The sequence below is a fragment of the Phocaeicola intestinalis genome (assembly GCF_014837065.1).
Taxonomy (GTDB): domain Bacteria; phylum Bacteroidota; class Bacteroidia; order Bacteroidales; family Bacteroidaceae; genus Phocaeicola; species Phocaeicola intestinalis.
Window position 1 is genome coordinate 13,474 of the sequence record NZ_JACSPP010000015.1, and the last position, 16,900, is coordinate 30,373.

Sequence of the window (16,900 nt, forward strand, 5' to 3'; positions counted from 1 at the left end):
TTGGATTTTTATTCCAAAAATACGAAATTCCTTGTTTGCTCGTGTAATTTATGCAACTTATTTTTGCTATGTATACTTTTTTTACATACATTTGTCTTGGCAAGACAAGAAAAGATATGAATCGTGAAATAGTGATAGTTTTGATAATAAGTTGCCTTTGGGGAGGATTGGCAGGAAGTTGTGTCAGGAAGAAAAAGGTGGAAAATGTAGATTGCTATGCGCCTTTGTTTGCGCAATGGGAAGATACGTTAAGTGATAATCCTGTTTTTGTATGTGGAAAAGTCGATAGTATCTTGCCTTTGCTGAAGGACAGCATTACGTATTATCAAATGCTTACCCTTAAGGCAAAGGCAAAGATGTTTATATCGGAAACAGATTCGGTAGAATGCCTGTTGCGTTTAGCTACGGATTTCTGCAAAAAAACGAATGTGTCCAGTAAGCGGCATTGGATTTTATCGGCAGAAGTCGCAAATATGAAGGGCAACTTGTATGCACGTACGACTGTTTTTGACTCAGCACGAATGGCGTTTCGGAGAGCGTATGATTTTTGCGAGCGTGTGGATGAGCCTTATAAACTGCTGAATGTTGCGTTGAATTTGGCAGATGCATATAGTGGCGAAGGCAGATATGACTGGAGTTCGTATTGGTACAGAAGGGCTTTGGCATTGGCTGATTCGTTGCGCATGCCCGATGAGGAACGTTTCCCGATTTATTATGGGCTTGCTCAAGTCAATATGAATTTGCGGGATTTCGACCGTTGCGACTATTATTTCGATTTGGCAGGAAAATATTTCGCTCAAATGAAACCTTATGAGAAGCATATTTATTTGAATAACCGGGGAAATTCTTATTATTATCGGCAGGACTATCCGAAAGCATTGGATTATTTCCGCCGGTTGTTGGTGTTTGTCAACCAGTATCCGGATATGAAATTTGAACGGAATATGACAATGGTGAATTTAGGAGAGGTTTTTTTGCTGATGAATCAGACGGATTCGGCAACTTATTACCTGAATCAGTGCTATGCTTATTTCAAGGAGATGGAAAACACTTCTGCTCTTTATTACATAGATACCCAGCTGATTGAACTGGCTTTGAAAAGAGGAGATTTGCCTTTGGCAAGGAAACGTTTGCAAGAAGCTGTAAAACCTGATGTTATCGACCCTAATATGTTGCATATACGGAACCGTTACTTGCAGCATTATTTTGAGGAAAGCGGTAATTTCAGGCAAGCATATTATTATTTGAAGGAAAATAACCGAATAGACGATTCTACCCGTAATGAACGCATCCGGATGAGGGTTGCATCTATAGCATTGCGTTATCAGCGCGATAGTACACTGATGAAGAAAGAAATGTTTATTCAACAAAAAGAAAATGAAGTGTTGCGCCTGAACCAATGGCTTTATGGTGGTTCGCTGGTGGTGGTGCTAGCAGGTATGTGCGGCTTTTTTATTTTCTTGCATCGTAAAAAGAAACGTGCCAAAGTAGAAAGCAACTTGCGTACGGCCATCACTTCGTTGCGTTTGGCGAATATTCGCAACCGTATTTCTCCACATTTTATTTTCAATGTGTTGAATCGGGAAGTGAAGGCGAATCGGGTTGCGGAGTCGGATACTAACCTGAACGGGTTGATTAAACTGATACGTCGTAATTTGGAATTGGCAGATAGCCTTTCTGTTACATTACGTGACGAGTTGGATTTTGTGCAGACTTATGTGGAGTTGGAAAGCAAGACTTTGCAGCCCGATTTTGTCTATACCGTCGAAGTGGATCCCCAAATCAATCAGACCAATGTGAAGATACCTGCTATGCTGCTGCAGATTCCAATAGAAAATGCCATCAAACATGGCTTGCGTACAAAGGTGGGGCCAAAGCGGTTAAGCATACATATTTGTCAACACACCGATGAAATAGAAATATTTATCCGTGACAATGGAGGAGGGTATCGTATCGGAAGTGGTGCCTTTGGAACAGGGACCGGTATGAAAGTTATTACCAGGACACTCCAATTGTTGAACGCTTACAATCGTCGTCCGATTGTGATGCATATAAATAATGTAGAGATGGCATCGCATGAAACCGGATGTGAAGTTTATTTTCGGTTGCCAGTAGATTATTCATTTGAATTGAAGAAACAAAAGAAACCCTTTTATGGAACAGATATTTAGAACAGTCATTGTAGACGATGAGGAAAGTGCCATTGATAATTTGTCGTTCGAATTGCAGCGTTATTCTTGCGTGTCGGTAGAAGGGACTGCACGAACGGGAAGTCTCGGATTGAAGGTAATAGAAAAGACAAAACCCGATTTGTTGTTCCTGGATGTGGAATTGCCAGATATGACCGGGATGGATGTACTTGCCCGCTTGCGTGACCAGATTACATGGAATATGCGTGTCGTATTTTATACGGCATATAATAAATATGTGATTGACGCATTGCGTAGTGCTGCTTTTGATTTTCTGCAAAAACCGGTTGATTCGAGTGAATTGCAGATGGTTATGTCACGATTATGTGAGCAAAATGTGAAAAGTGATGTAGGCAATGTTGCCGCTTTATTAAAAGACAGGCCGTTTATGGTAATGACTCCTACTGGGGACTTGCGTTTTTTGCGTGCATCCGAAATCGGGTATTTCCGTTATTTATCGAACCGTAAGATATGGGAAGCAGCCTTGACCGATGGTACATTCCTGGCGTTGCGTCGGAGTACGACGGCAGAACAGTTATGTGCTTACGATTCGGTTTTCATACAGATTCATCAATCGTATATCATCAATATGCATTACCTGATTATGGTGCAGGATAACCGTTGTATCATGTATCCGCCTTTTAATGCTGCCGAGGAGTTATTAATATCCCGAAAATATAAGAAAATAATGATCGAACGATTTTATCAGCTATAAGTTTTGACCATATAGTGGCTAATTTTGTGCATTTAGCTCACGAAACAGATAGGATAGTTGTAAAATCCCGTTTTTGTGAAATTGTTGGTAATGGCTATTTTTTTATTTTTGTAGAAACATTTAACGATAGAGCATATTTATGAAGGGATTTTTAAACAGAAGAGTTTGGTTGGTGGCAGGTGGTCTTTTATTGGGTATGACGGTGCATGCCCAGTATTTGCGGACATCCTATTTTATGGAAGGTACTAGCTCAAGGTTGGAATTGAATCCAGGATTACAACCAATGAGAGGATATTTTAATATACCGGTTTTAGGGTCATTCAATGTCGGTACGTCTTCCAATGTGTTGGGCATCAACGACATTGTGGATGTTCTTGATTCGGGAGAAGATATATTTCTAAATGATGACTTGTACAGCCGGTTGAAATCAGACAACCGTCTGAATGTAAACCTCAAAACCGATGTCCTTTCTTTTGGTTGGTATGCGGGGAAGGGCTTCTGGAATGTAAATGTCGGTTTACGTGCTGATGTAGGAGCATCTATTCCCCAGTCTATGTTTGAATACTTGCGTAGGGTAAATAATACAGAAGATATCAATGGTAGCTTCTCGAATATGAACTTCAATCTGAATGCTTATGCCGAAATCGGCTTGGGATATTCCCGTCAGATAACCGAGAAACTTTCTGTGGGTGGACGTGTGAAAGTGCTGTTGGGGATAGCACGTGCCGAAATGGCTGTTGACAATTTCGATATTTATGTGGATGACGCACTGACAAACGGTGATTATACGGAACTGAATCCTTATCAGACGTATGGTAGTGCCACGGTTAATGCACGTGTCTCCACGACAATGAAAGGTGGAGGCTTGAGTTTTGATGAGACTACGGGGCAGATTGATGGGTTCGATATAGACGGAAGCAATTTTGGCATAGCGGGTGCAGGATTCGGTATTGACCTGGGAGCCAGTTACAAGGTATGGGATAACTTGACCGTATCAGCGGCTGTACTTGATTTAGGATTCATTAAATGGAAAGAAGGCGAAACTACAGTAGCTGCACCTGCTAACGGCTCTTTTGAAGTGACAGGCAGCAATTATCAGGATTTTCTGGATGGAGACTTCTTGAGTATGGATCGTTTCAATTTTGTGCAAGACAAAGAGGCTGCAGAAGATACCAAGACTACGTTGGCGTCTACTATCCTGTTGGCAGGCGAATATGGTTTGCTGGATAATAAGTTGAGTGTTGGTGCTATATATACCGCACGCTTTGCTGAACCTAAGACCTTGAATGAACTGACATTCTCGGCCACCTACCGGCCGAAAAACTGGTTTAATATTGCTGCCAGTTATTCTCCGATTCAGGCGGGAGGAAAGTCTTTTGGTCTTGCCTTGAAATTGGGAGCATTGTTCTTAGGTACTGACTATATGTATTTTGGGAATAGCTCGAAAGCGGTAAATGCCTTCATCGGGTTGTCTATTCCATTGGGAAAGAGCAGAGACTAGAAGATTCTTACGTAAGAATGTTTGTTCGTAATGTGTGTAGGGTGAAATGAATATACTTGCTTTGCTGTTGTAATATATATGCGTTGACACCTACAGATATATAAGCGTTATAAAATATATTAAAGAAAGACTCTCTTACAGAGAAGCAGCATATTTTGTCTTGTCTGTCTTTATTTTCAATGCTGCTCGGTAAGAGATGTCTTTCTTGTCTTTTTCAGATTTCCAGTGATTTTAGTTTTGTACCGTCAAGATGATAGAGAGTGATGACTCCATTTTCATAAGTGGCGAATGTGGGTTGATTCCCTCCTTTGGGGAAGGTTATAGAACCAGTATTGCATATTGTTATGCCATTTTGTTTTTCCAGTTGCCACAGATGGGTGTGCCCGTAGAACAAAGCATCATATTTCCCTTTAGGCAAACGGTTTTCATTGTATAGATGTCCGTGTGTCAGAAGCAGGAATTTTCCGTTGTCTGCTACTAAGGCATAGTCGGAAAGTATCGGAAAATCAAGTAGCATTTGGTCTACTTCCGAATCACAATTGCCTCGGACGGCAATGATTGACCCCGAAAAATGATTGAGGCATTCAGCAATGCCTTTAGGGTCCAGCCCTTCGGGAATCCTGTTGCGTGGACCATAGTTCAGTATGTCACCTAAGATGCAAAGTACGTCGCATTGGTTTGCGTCATAGAATTTCATTACTTGTTGCAGGCAGGGCAAAGAGCCGTGGATGTCGGATACGATTACATATTTCATAAAGTTGGTGTTAATAGTTTGTTATTCGCCTGCAAAAATAGAAAGAATTGGAGAATATTTCTCATTCTCTGGTGAATCCTTCATTCGATTCAAAAAAAATCAATCTGTCTCTCTGTCCGTCAACATACGCTCCTGGTGTTTTATTGGTAGACTGTTGTTACTTTTTTTTTACAGCATAAGTCTGCTTTTCGTCCGTTTGGACTTCTTTTTTGTGTATATAGTGATAAAAGCTGGAAATGAAGGTTTGTATAATATCTTGAATCTCTCTATATTTATAAAAATTATAAAAAGAGAAAGATATGATGAGTAGAAAATTTTTGTTTTTGGCAGTGTTTTCTATCCTAGGCTTATCGGCGTTTTCTCAAATGTCGGCCGATCGGATTTATTTCGGTGTAAAAGGAGGAATGGGGCTTTCGTGGGCTAAGTATTCCGAGTTGAAAAATCGTGACCCGAAAATGCTATTTGGTGGTGTAGGAGGGGTTTTTGCTGAATTTGAGTTCGGTGAGAACCGTTTGTTTTCTATCCGTCCAGAAGTGGACTGGCTTTCGCGAGGGACTAAAATCAGCGACAGTGATTTGGATTATAAATTGAAGGCGAAATATGTAGACGTGCGTCTGCCTTTAATTTTTAATTTTGGTGATTATCAAAGCGTACGTCCGTATGTGTATGTGGCTCCGGTTGTCGGCTTTGTGCGTGGCGGTGATATATCGCTCACCGAACATGGTATGGATTATAAAGTGGATGTTTCTGAAGCCAATATGGCAAACACTTATTTTGCCGGTGCAGTAGGAGCCGGAGTGAAAATACCCATTCATTTGAACGGAGGCAAACGTTTGCAGTTTGCTTTGGAAGCCAATTATCAGTATGGGTTTACCGATACCTACAGTGATATGGAAAAGAGTGGAGAGGCTATTGCTGTTAATCGTTTCTGGTATGACATCCGTGGCAACCGGAAATTGCAGGGACTTGAGATAACCGCTTCGCTTTCTGTGCCGTTGAGTATCTTTAAACGGACACCTAAAAAGAAAGTCGTAGAACCTGTATATGTACCCGAACCGGTAGTAGTGGAAGAAAAACCGGTGGTGGAAGAAAAGCCTTGCTATACATTGGAGGAAATTATGGAATTGCTGGGTAAGGGCGAGTCTATTACAGGTAAGACCATTTGTGCGATAGACATCATTAATTTTGAATTTGATAAGAGTACCATCAAGAAAGAGTCGTATCCGTATCTTGACAAAATTGTGCGCTTGATGAAGAATACGCCGATTCATGTGGTTGTAAGAGGGCATACGGACAATGTTGGTGATGCCGATTACAATATGGAACTTTCGAAAAAACGTGCGGAGGCCGTTTACAATTATTTGTTGAAAGCGGGTGTAGAACCCAGTCATTTGTCGTATGAATATTACGGAATGACGCGTCCTATTTCGACCAATGATACTCCGGAAGGTCGTTTGATGAACCGTCGTGTAGAATTTGAAATTACCGAATAATAAGTTAAGGAGGAAAGATTATGAAAAAGATAAATGCAATAATAAATAGCTTTGCGTTTTTATTGCTGGCTGTATTGATGTCTGCGTGTAATAAAGACGGCATTGAAACCATTGTGATAGAAGACGGACAGCCGAGTCTGGCACAAATGCTGATTGGTCGTTGGAATCCCACAGGAGGTGAAATGGCAAATCCCAGTACGGGGGAAGTGACAGAAGATATAAATATAAGTGATGTTCCATGGCTGGATTTTGGAGAAAACGGAATAGGTTCATGGGGTAATGGAGGAAGCGGAACCGGTGGAAGTGCCGGAGAAAGCTTCGATTGGAATGCAGATGAGGGGAGTGGACCCATTATCGGCGGTGGAAGCGGTTATGACGGTGAAGGTCCTTCTGTTACTTTTGGAGGCGAACGTTGGTATATCTTCCAGCTTACCGAGCGTATCTTGATCATTTACCGATTTTATGGCGATTATATTATCATTTATTATTATTATCGTGTAGGTGATTATAATGAGCCGGAACCTGAACCGACACCGGAACCGGGAAACGATTGTCCATATCAGCCGCAGTTCTCTGACAATCAACGTATCGTACGGATAGAAGAAACAGGTAATGTCGCAGGGTATCGATTTGAAAATGTTTATCTTTATGAATATGATGATTTGGGACGCATATCTTCTTTTTCTTATGGAGTGAATGAAAATGAATTATATTGGACTTGGAATTATCAATATGATGCGGAGAAAGTTTCTGTAGCTCTTAATGATGCTTCGGATTGGTGTTTTGAAGGTTATTTCAATGAAGATGGTTATATTACACGGACACGTAATGTGTTGGATGATGAAGATTTCGTGTGGTATGATTATAACGATGAGGGTTATCTTATAGGTGGTAAAACGATGGATGATTATATAGATGTGGAATATGATAATAATTGGAATCCTCTTTCTATTCATTATCCTAATGGAATGATTTGGCAGTATACCTATACGCGTGATGATATAAATTCGTATAGTGTGGATTTGAATAAGGTCGTATGTTCTTCCGGCTTCCAATTGGATGCAACACAAACCGATTTCAATGGTTTTTTTGCACAATTTGATTTCTTGGGACATCGTGCTCCATGTTTAGTTGCAACAGAAAACACGTATGGAACTGCTTCAGGAATGGGGGATGTATCTGAATTTAACTATGAGATGGCAAATGGTCGTATAGACCAAATAACTCGTTATCGAGGAAATTATATTTATACGTATAAAATTATTTATGCGAATTAGTTCTCTCTTTCATACATAGATTGTAGTTAATCCAAGGGAAGCGAGGTTGTTTGATAAGCAACCTCGCTTTAGCTTTCTTATTCATTCTCTTCTTTCAGATCCTGCAGCTGCTGTTTTATATCATCTACAAAATCATTTGCCTGTTCCATAATATCATCGAATTGCTTTTTCAGTTCCTCATGATTGAACTCGGCGGCTTTGTCCGACATCTCTTCTGAGAATTTTTCCAGTTCTTTCCGTTGGTCTTCGGTCATGTTTTCCAGTACTTTTTTGCCTTTTTCATTGATGCTGCGGTATTCTTCGCCTACCCGTTTCCAGTCTTCTTCCGTATAGGTAGATGCATTTTTGAGAGTTTCTTCGGTCAGGTTTTTCATGTCGTTCACGTAATCTTGGGCACTGTAGCTGGTGCATGCGGTGAGGCATATACCGGCAAAGCCGATGGCAAGGGTAAGGTGAGATAGTTTTTTCATAAATAGAAGTTTTTTGATGTGAGTGAATACAAAGGTAAACAAATTCTTGAAATCTGGCGGATATTTTCTTTATTTTTGCAACAGATTCAGAAACCAAAATTGATACCCATGAAAAAACAGATTCTTATGTATGCATTGCTGGTGCTGTGCCTTTCGGTGTCGGCATCTTCCGGAAAACAATTGTTCAATAATGGCTGGCGTTTCCGTTTAGGTGATATCGCAGAAGCAAAAAACGAAGTATTTGATGACGGAGTGTGGAGGGAACTGACGCTTCCGCACGACTGGAGCATCGAAGGACGTTTTGACAAGGATGCACCAGCCGGTAATGATGGAGGCTATTTACCTGCCGGCATCGGATGGTACCGCAAGACGTTTGAACTACCCAAGGCTATTGAGGGCAGGAAATACCAACTTTATTTCGAAGGAATCTATATGAACTCGGAGGTCTATGTCAACGGGCAGCGTGCAGGTGGGCATCCGTATGGCTATTCTTCGTTTTTTGTAGATATTACATCGTATGTGAAAACGGGAAAGAATACGGTGGCGGTCAGAGTTGATAATTCGCAGCAGAAGAATTGCCGTTGGTATACAGGTTCGGGAATTTACCGTAATGTGTGGCTGGTTGAAAGTGAACTGGTGCACATCGCCAATTGGGGCATTCAGGTGACCACTCCCGACCTGCATACAGCCGTTGTTAAGACTGACATTGAGAACGAAACGGATGAAAAGAGGACAGTTGAAGTAAAAACAGAAGTATCCGGACAGCATCAGACTGAAACAATCGTGCTGGAGCCGGGTGAGCGGATTGGTGTAACGCATACCTTGGCATTATCCGATGCAAAGCCTTGGTCGCCCGATACACCGAACTTGTATACCGCCCGCATCACCGTGACCGAAGAAGGGGAAACGGTAGATTGTAAAGAAGAACGCTTCGGTTTCCGTACTTTGGCCTGTTCAGCCGAAAAAGGTTTTCTGTTGAATGGAAAGGCTGTCTTATTGAATGGCGGATGCCTGCATCACGACAACGGCATTTTGGGGGCGGCTGCCTACGACCGTGCCGAATGGAGGAAAGCAGAGCTGATGAAACAGGCTGGTTTCAATGCCGTACGTACTTCACACAACATTCCTTCGGAAATTTTTCTTCATGCTTGCGACGAGTTGGGGCTGTTGGTTATCGATGAAGCTTTCGACGGTTGGCGTGATGCCAAAAATACGTATGATTATCATACGTTGTTTGACGAATGGTGGGAACGTGATATTGAAGCGATGGTGCTCCGCGACCGCAATCATCCCAGCATCTTCTGCTGGAGCATCGGTAATGAGGTCATTGAGCGGAAGAAGATAGAGGTCGTGACTACGGCACGCAAACTGGCAGGCCTTTGCCGCAAACTGGATCCGACACGTCCGGTGACATCGGCGCTTGCCGCATGGGACAAAGACTGGGAGATATACGACCCGTTGGCTGAAGCACACGATATTGTGGGGTATAATTATATGATACATAAATCAGAGGGAGATCATCAGCGTGTCCCTTCACGCATCATGATGCAGACCGAATCGTATCCCAACGATGCCTGGAAGAATTTCCGTAAAGTAAAAGACCATGCATACATTATCGGTGATTTTGTATGGACGGCGGTAGACTATATCGGTGAGTCGGGTATCGGGCGCTGGTATTACGAAGGCGATGTGCCGGGCGAGCATTACCACCGTCCGCTTTATCCGTGGCATGCTGCTTATTGTGGCGATATCGACCTGACGGGACTGCGCAAACCTATCAGCCATTACCGCTCTATGTTGTGGAATGATGCGGGAGACGAGCATTTGTACATCGCCGTAAAAGAGCCTGATGGCTACAAAGGAAAAATACAGACTACGCAGTGGGGGACGTGGCCTACTTTTGCTTCATGGAATTGGGAAGGGCATGAAGGTAAACCGATAGAAGTGGAAGTATATTCACATTATCCTATGGTACGGCTCTACTTGAATGACCAACTGATAGAGGAAAAGCCGGTAGCGGAAATGAAAGCTGTATTTTCCTTGGCATATACACCGGGTGTGCTGAAAGCTGAAGGCATCCGCAATGGAGAAACAATCGAAACACAGACCTTGCGAACAGCAGGAAAACCTGTTGCTCTGCGCCTTACAGCGGACCGAAGTAAGCTCAATGCCGACGGGCAGGACCTTTCGTTTATAGTAATAGAGGCAATCGATGCGGAAGGGCAGACCGTACCGGTGGCTGATAACCGGTTATCGGTATCTGTCGAGGGGGCGGCTACGTTGCTTGCTTTAGGCAATGCCGACATCAAAGACGAAGACCCGTATTTCGATTCTACGCATCGCTTATGGAAAGGACGTGCATTGCTGGTGGTGCGTTCCAATAAGAAGAGCGGTAAAGCAAGCATACAGGTATCTGTCGGGGATATCGGCGGAAAGGATATGAAGCAGCGTCTTTCTCTTTCGTTCAGGTGACGTTGAAGCATTGGGGGCAGCACACAGAGACTGGCATCATCCGTGTGCTGCCGGTTGGTATTGTTTATTATGAATGTCCACGGTTAGCCAATCCGGCTGAGTTGAAAACGCAGTATATATCCATAGGCGTATGCAGTATATATTCAAATGCGTATGCAGTATATATTCAACCGCGTATGCAGTATATATTCATTTTTCAGGACTATATATTGGCTGTGGGCGGACATTCATTTTGTCTTATTTGCATCAGAAGGGGTGGCAGGTTTGAACAATTGCTTTTTCAGCCATTCACGTACTGGCAGGTCGTAGAGGCGGTAAGCTCCGTATGCTATCAGAATAGCAAGCAGGAAAGTGCTGACTGCAACGAATATGTGTGTGCCTGTGGGGGCATCTTTGTGGCTGTTTGCCCATGCCATTTGCATATAAATAAGCGGGTAATGGGTGATGTATAGTGGAAAAGATATGTCGCCGAGGAACTTATTGATGCTTTCCGAGGTGCTTCCCTTTACGCTGCTTCCGGCGCCTATGGATACGATAAGCGGAAAGAAAACCAGGATACAGGCAGCTTCGTAAAGCCCGTTTGTCCAGCGTGCGTTTCCTTCCGGACCTAATCCCATCCAGGGCATGCACAGTAATACGACAATCATTGCCGAGCACCACCAGAATCCTCCTTTTACCTTGATAAGTTTTCCGGTGCGCGACAACAGCAGTCCACAGAAGAAAGGATAGAGCAGGCGTGTCAATCCTATCTGTAATTGGTCGGGAGAAAGACACCAGCCTCCTATTACCGTATAGGAAGCCGAAGAGCGTGCAGCCAGGAAACCGAAAATGTCAATGTTCAGGCAAAGCACGAGGGTCATGATACCGAAGAGTACCACACAGGCACCCAATGCTTTTCGTGAAAAGTGTCTGAAAAGGACGGCATATAAGAAATTGGCAAGATATTCCCATTGCAATGACCATGCCGGACCGTTCAGGGGATTGGTTTCTCCCCATCCACGGATGTCCATCGATGTGGGTATGGGAATCATGGTAAATGCCCATAGCATAATCAGGGCTGTTTTATACCAAGGCGTGTCTCCGATAAGCGGAAAGCTGGAGCAATCACCGAAATAGAACAGGGCGGCTCCAAACAATGAACCGAATATCACCATCGGATGCAGGCGGATAAGCCGCCGTTTGACAAATCCCCATGTCGACATACGGTCCCATCGGTCATCGTAAGCATACCCTATGACAAATCCCGACAAGACGAAAAAGAAGTCTACAGCAAGATAGCCGTGATTGATGGGCTGGCTGGTACCGCCGTGGTAATAGGTTTCAAACAAATGGTAGGCTACGACAAGCACAGCGGCTACACCGCGTAGTCCATCCAGTATTTCGTAGCGTGGCTTAGAGGCAAGATATACATTGCTTTTCATGCGTAAAATATTTTAATTTGTGAAACTTACAGGAGGTAAGAAGTCAAGTAGAAGCCAACACCTTTTAGGCTGATAGCATAAGCAGTGCCATTGCCCTTTATTCTTCATTCTTTACTTTCTCTACCTTCTTGTAGTATATGCAAAGATAATGGATAATGCTTGTTTTCGATATTCCGCTATAAAAGTAAAGTCTTCATTAAAAAACTGTTTTGAATTTCTACAAAAAGTTTTTTCTCGTCTTGATGTGTTCGTTTTCGTGTGTGCTTTGGCAGTTTTTGGGGTCTTCAAAACTCATCCTAAATCAGCATACGATAAATTCAAAACAATTCCTAAAAAAATATTTTATTTTTTGATATAATCTGTGAGGAAAGCGGAATGCCTTTGCGGGAATTGTGCTAATTTTGTCAACGTATTAATAAAACGATAAGTATGAAACAAAGATTATGGATGCTGGCGGCGGGATGCCTGTTCGCACTCGCTGCCCAATCGCAAGAGACCGTTGCGGTAAACACAGGGAACATCGTTTCGCCGGAAGTGGATACGGCGGCGCAGACAGTCACATTCCGCCTGTTGGCACCGGCGGCAAAAGAAGTGACGGTAGAAGCCGACTATTTCGGCAAGGTGCAGAAACAAACTCCGCTGGGGGCGGTAGAGATGCCTCTCCGTCAGGCGATGACGCGCGACACAGCAGGCGTGTGGACGCTGGAGACTCCGATGCCTGCGCCCGAATTGCACACGTATTGTTTCTACGTAGACGGGTTGCGGATGGTGGATCCCAGCAACGTATATATGCTCCGCGACATAGCCACGTATACCAATTATTTTCTGGTCGACGGTGAGCTGTCTGCCAACTATTTTGTGCGCGAAGTGCCTCACGGCACGGTGTCGAAGGTGTGGTATCCCAGTCCGAAGCTGGGGATGGAGCGCCGCCGCATGACGGTTTATACTCCGGCAGGTTACGAGGACGGTACGGAGCGTTACCCTGTGCTCTACCTGCTTCACGGTGCCGGGGGCGACGAGAATGCGTGGAGCGAACTGGGGCGTGCCGTGCAGATACTCGACAACCTGATAGCGCAAGGCAAGGCGAAACCGATGATTGTGGTGATGCCGAACGGGAACGGCGGGCAGGAAGCTGCTCCGGGCGAGTACCCGAACAGCATGTACAAGCCTTCGTTTATGAATCCGAAGACGATGGAAGGTTCGTTCGAGGTGGCATTCCCCGATATCGTGTCGTATGTGGAGTCGCATTACCGCACGGTGAACGACAAGGCGCACCGTGCCATTGCGGGCCTGTCGATGGGCGGATTCCATTCGCTTTACATCTCTGCCAACTATCCCGACCTGTTCGATTATGTAGGTTTGTTTTCGGCAGCCGTCAACCGTGAGGCAAAGGGAGACAATGCTTTTGTCTATGCCGACCTTGACACGAAGCTTGCCCGCCAGTTTGCCGAGGCTCCGAAACTGTATTTCATCGCCATCGGAACTGCCGATTTCCTGTATCAGGACAATGTGGGGCTCCGCAAACGGTTCGATGCCCAGGGCTACCGTTATGAGTACATGGAAACGGACGGCGGGCATATCTGGAGCAACTGGCGCAAGTACCTGAATCATTTCTTGCCGGAGCTGTTCCGGTAGTTTTTTACCACAGATTACACAGATTTTCAATTAAAATTATTTGAATATCCGCAAACAGCCAATGTAGGGGCGTATCGCATACGCCCCTACAGGTTGATTGGCAAGATGCGGGCATTCATATAAAATTATTTTAATCTGTGTAATCTGTGGTGAAAGACAACCTACACGCGGTCGGCTTCCACGTATCCGTGCATCACGGCATAGATGGCGAGGGCGGACACCGACTTGATGCCCAGCTTTTCGGTAATGTTCTTGCGGTGCGAGATGACCGTGGTGAGGCTGATGTTGAGCCGTTCGGCTATTTCCTTGTTGATGCAGCCTTTGGTAAGGAGCACCAGCACTTCGATTTCGCGGGGCGAAAGGTCGTGCGCGGTGGCGTGCAGGGGAGGTAAGGAGTGATGCCCGTACTGGCGCAGGCGCACGATGGCTTTCAGCAGTTCGTCTTGTGCAAGGGTGCAGTTCAGCGTGGGTACGCCGTTCAGCTGCGGATGTTCCCCGTTCGAAAGCACGATGGTTTTCGGTTGCCGTTCAAGGAAGAATGCGGTATGCATGAAGTAGATTTGTGCCGACACGAAGTAGTGGGCATACATGTCGGGCGTGTCGTCTATCAGTTGTCCGAAAGACGAGAACATACGGATTACGGCATTGGGTATCAGCTCTTCGAGAATGGTTCGCAATCCGAGTGCAGCCAGCGTGTTTTGTTCGAGGATGGCAATTTCAGGTGTATGTGGCATGGTATGCGTTTTTTTTCACCACAGATTACACAGATTAAATTCATTCATTTTTTCTGTGTATTCTGTGGTGAATTATTTCTAAATCTGTGTAATCTGTGGTGAAAGATGGAGGTAGGCAGCGGCAGCTTCGGCACACCGCTCTCCGTCGATGCCTGCCGAGACGATGCCTCCTGCATAGCCTGCCCCTTCTCCGCAGGGGAAAAGGCCCTTTACGGTTACGTGCTGGAGCGTTTCGGCATCACGCACGATGCGTACGGGGGCGGAAGTGCGGGTCTCTACGGCTATCATCACGGCATCGTTGGTAAGGAAGCCGCGCGAACTTTTCCCGAAAAGCTGGAAACCTTTGCTCAGGCGGTCTCCGATAAACCTCGGGAGCCAGAAGTGCAGGGGCGACGAAATCAGTCCGGGGCTGTACGACGTGGGGGGCAGGTCGAAGCTCAGTTTCTTGCGGGTAAAGTCTGCCATCCGTTGTGCGGGAGCCGTCTGCCGCATGTTTCCCTGTTGCCAGCAGATTTGTTCCAGCTTTTCCTGGAAACGCATCATCGCCAGCGGGTGTACTGTCCCTTCTTCCGTCTTTGCCTGTGCTATCAGGGTTTCGGTCTGTGCTTCCGCCGAGTTGGGGAAAGCCTCGCATGCCTGCAGTTGCAGGTCGGGATGGGCGAGGTCTTCCGTGCGGAGTTCCACCACCATCCCCGAGTTGCTCCATTTCGTACCCCGGTTGCTGGGGCTCATTCCGTTCACCACTATCTGGTGCGGGCCGCTTGCCGCCGGCACCACGAATCCTCCGGGGCACATGCAGAAGCTGTATACGCCCCGTCCGTCTACCTGTTGCACGAAGCTGTATTCCGCCGCGGGCAGGTATTTTCCCCCTCCCGCCTTGTTGTGGTATTGGATTTGGTCGATGAGCATCGACGGGTGTTCCAGCCTTACTCCTACAGCGATGCCTTTCGGCTCGATGTGTACGTCGTGGGTATAAAGCCAGCGGTACACGTCGCGTGCCGAATGTCCTGTGGCAAGGATGACGGGGCCGCGGAACGTCTTGCCCGTATTCGTTTCGATGCCCGCCACTTCATTGTGTTCGATGATGAGCGCGTCCATGCGTGTCTGGAAGTGCACCTCCCCTCCGCAGGCAAGGATGGTGTTGCGCATGTTCTCGATGACGCGCGGTAGTTTGTCCGTCCCGATGTGCGGGTGTGCGTCGATGAGGATGGAGGTGTCCGCTCCGTGCTGGCAGAACACGTTCAGTATCTTTTCCACGTTTCCCCGCTTCTTGCTCCGGGTATAGAGCTTTCCGTCCGAGTAGGCACCTGCTCCGCCTTCGCCGAAGCTGTAGTTCGATTCGGCGTCCACTTTGTGCTCACGGCTGATGCGTGCCAGGTCTTCCTTGCGTTCGCGTACGTTTTTCCCCCGTTCTACCACGATGGGACGCAGCCCCAGTTCTATCAGTTTCAGTGCCGCGAACAGTCCTCCCGGTCCGGCTCCCACGACGATGACGGCAGGTTTCCCCTCCACGTTGCGGTATTCAGTATGTGTAAAAGCTTCTTCTTCGGGCATTTCGTTGATGAACACCCGTACTTTCAGGTTGACGAAAATGGTTCGTTGGCGTGCGTCGATGCTTCGTTTCAGTATGCGTATCGCCTTGATGGTCCGTGCGTCCAGCCCCTTCTCCCGGCTGATGTATTGCTTGATGTTGTCATCGCTTGCTGCCTGTTCGGGCAGTACTCGTAATTGAAGTTCTTGTATCATAGGTTTGTTGTTTTTTCGCTTGTAAGTTTTTTGAAACGCAGATTTTCACAGATTGACGCAGATTATGATTTTATTGTACATATCTTCTTATTCCGTTTTGCAAGTTAGTATTGAAGAAATTTATCAGTAGACCTAAGTGTATTCCGCTTAGTCTTAGGTAAGTCAAAATCTGGGCGGTATGAATAGGTAAAAGTTTTTCTACTGTTTTTAGTTCAACAATGATTTTCCTTTCTACCATAATGTCTATCCTGTATCCGCAATCGATATGTGTATTATCGTAAATGACCGGAAGTTCTTTTTGGTTTTCATATTTGATGCCGAGTTTGCCCAGTTCATAACATAAGCAAGCTTCGTATGTGCTTTCTAATAATCCAGGACCTAATTCTTTGTGGACTTTATAGGCGCATCCGATAATTTGATATGCCAATTCGTTTGTTTCTTTGTCAATATATACCATAGCTAAAAATATAATTTGCGTTAATCTGCGAAAATC

General features: G+C 45.2%; 13 protein-coding genes. 7 read left to right on the forward strand and 6 right to left on the reverse strand.

Annotated elements, in window-relative coordinates:
• Window positions 1-116 precede the first annotated feature (116 nt).
• The 3 genes from H9625_RS06665 (at window position 117) to H9625_RS06675 (ending at window position 4,405) form a co-directional block, all read left to right on the forward strand.
• A complete protein-coding gene (locus H9625_RS06665; protein ID WP_191763538.1) occupies window positions 117-2,171 on the forward strand; it encodes a tetratricopeptide repeat-containing sensor histidine kinase in 2,055 nt (684 codons plus the stop codon).
• Entirely contained in the window at window positions 2,155-2,904 is a 750-nt protein-coding gene (locus tag H9625_RS06670) for a LytR/AlgR family response regulator transcription factor (RefSeq protein ID WP_191763540.1), read from the forward strand. The genes H9625_RS06665 and H9625_RS06670 overlap by 17 nt, the downstream gene beginning before the upstream one ends.
• Before the next feature lie 139 nt (window positions 2,905-3,043).
• Window positions 3,044-4,405, forward strand: coding sequence for a DUF5723 family protein (locus H9625_RS06675; RefSeq protein WP_087207383.1), 1,362 nt, complete (start codon window positions 3,044-3,046; stop codon window positions 4,403-4,405).
• A 214-nt stretch (window positions 4,406-4,619) separates the two neighbouring features.
• On the opposite strand, the gene yfcE is transcribed toward H9625_RS06675, so the two are convergent.
• Window positions 4,620-5,159, reverse strand: a complete 540-nt coding sequence (yfcE, locus tag H9625_RS06680; protein WP_022040038.1) for a phosphodiesterase — start codon at window positions 5,157-5,159, stop codon at window positions 4,620-4,622.
• Between the two features lie 299 nt (window positions 5,160-5,458).
• On the opposite strand from yfcE, the gene H9625_RS06685 reads away from it, so the two are divergent.
• Together H9625_RS06685 and H9625_RS06690 are read left to right on the forward strand one after the other, a co-directional pair.
• The gene (locus tag H9625_RS06685) at window positions 5,459-6,652 is read left to right on the forward strand and encodes an OmpA family protein (protein ID WP_087207382.1); all 1,194 of its coding nucleotides are present in this window, start codon (window positions 5,459-5,461) and stop codon (window positions 6,650-6,652) included.
• A 20-nt stretch (window positions 6,653-6,672) separates the two neighbouring features.
• Entirely contained in the window at window positions 6,673-7,929 is a 1,257-nt protein-coding gene (locus H9625_RS06690) for a DUF4595 domain-containing protein (RefSeq protein WP_191763542.1), read from the forward strand.
• Window positions 7,930-8,006: 77 nt separating this feature from the next.
• On the opposite strand, the gene H9625_RS06695 is transcribed toward H9625_RS06690, so the two are convergent.
• The gene (locus H9625_RS06695; RefSeq protein WP_191763544.1) at window positions 8,007-8,399 is read right to left on the reverse strand and encodes a hypothetical protein; all 393 of its coding nucleotides are present in this window, start codon (window positions 8,397-8,399) and stop codon (window positions 8,007-8,009) included.
• Window positions 8,400-8,525: 126 nt separating this feature from the next.
• On the opposite strand from H9625_RS06695, the gene H9625_RS06700 reads away from it, so the two are divergent.
• Window positions 8,526-10,871: a sugar-binding domain-containing protein gene (locus H9625_RS06700; RefSeq protein WP_225226324.1), complete on the forward strand. Its 2,346-nt coding sequence runs from the start codon at window positions 8,526-8,528 to the stop codon at window positions 10,869-10,871.
• A gap of 227 nt (window positions 10,872-11,098) precedes the next feature.
• Here H9625_RS06700 and H9625_RS06705 read toward each other — a convergent pair whose 3' ends face one another.
• Window positions 11,099-12,292 carry an acyltransferase family protein gene (locus H9625_RS06705; RefSeq protein WP_013616233.1) on the reverse strand — a complete coding sequence of 398 codons (1,194 nt, stop codon included), beginning with the start codon at window positions 12,290-12,292 and terminating at the stop codon, window positions 11,099-11,101.
• A gap of 429 nt (window positions 12,293-12,721) precedes the next feature.
• Between H9625_RS06705 and H9625_RS06710 the strand changes: the two genes are divergently transcribed.
• Window positions 12,722-13,927, forward strand: a complete 1,206-nt coding sequence (locus H9625_RS06710; protein ID WP_191763546.1) for an alpha/beta hydrolase — start codon at window positions 12,722-12,724, stop codon at window positions 13,925-13,927.
• Between the two features lie 161 nt (window positions 13,928-14,088).
• Here H9625_RS06710 and H9625_RS06715 read toward each other — a convergent pair whose 3' ends face one another.
• The 3 genes from H9625_RS06715 to H9625_RS06725 form a co-directional block, all read right to left on the reverse strand.
• Window positions 14,089-14,661: a response regulator transcription factor gene (locus tag H9625_RS06715; RefSeq protein WP_013617292.1), complete on the reverse strand. Its 573-nt coding sequence runs from the start codon at window positions 14,659-14,661 to the stop codon at window positions 14,089-14,091.
• Window positions 14,662-14,739: 78 nt separating this feature from the next.
• Complete coding sequence (locus tag H9625_RS06720) at window positions 14,740-16,407, reverse strand: NAD(P)/FAD-dependent oxidoreductase (RefSeq protein ID WP_191763548.1); 1,668 nt, start codon at window positions 16,405-16,407, stop codon at window positions 14,740-14,742.
• A gap of 70 nt (window positions 16,408-16,477) precedes the next feature.
• Entirely contained in the window at window positions 16,478-16,864 is a 387-nt protein-coding gene (locus tag H9625_RS06725; RefSeq protein ID WP_013617290.1) for a GxxExxY protein, read from the reverse strand.
• Between the last annotated feature and the right edge of the window lie 36 nt (window positions 16,865-16,900).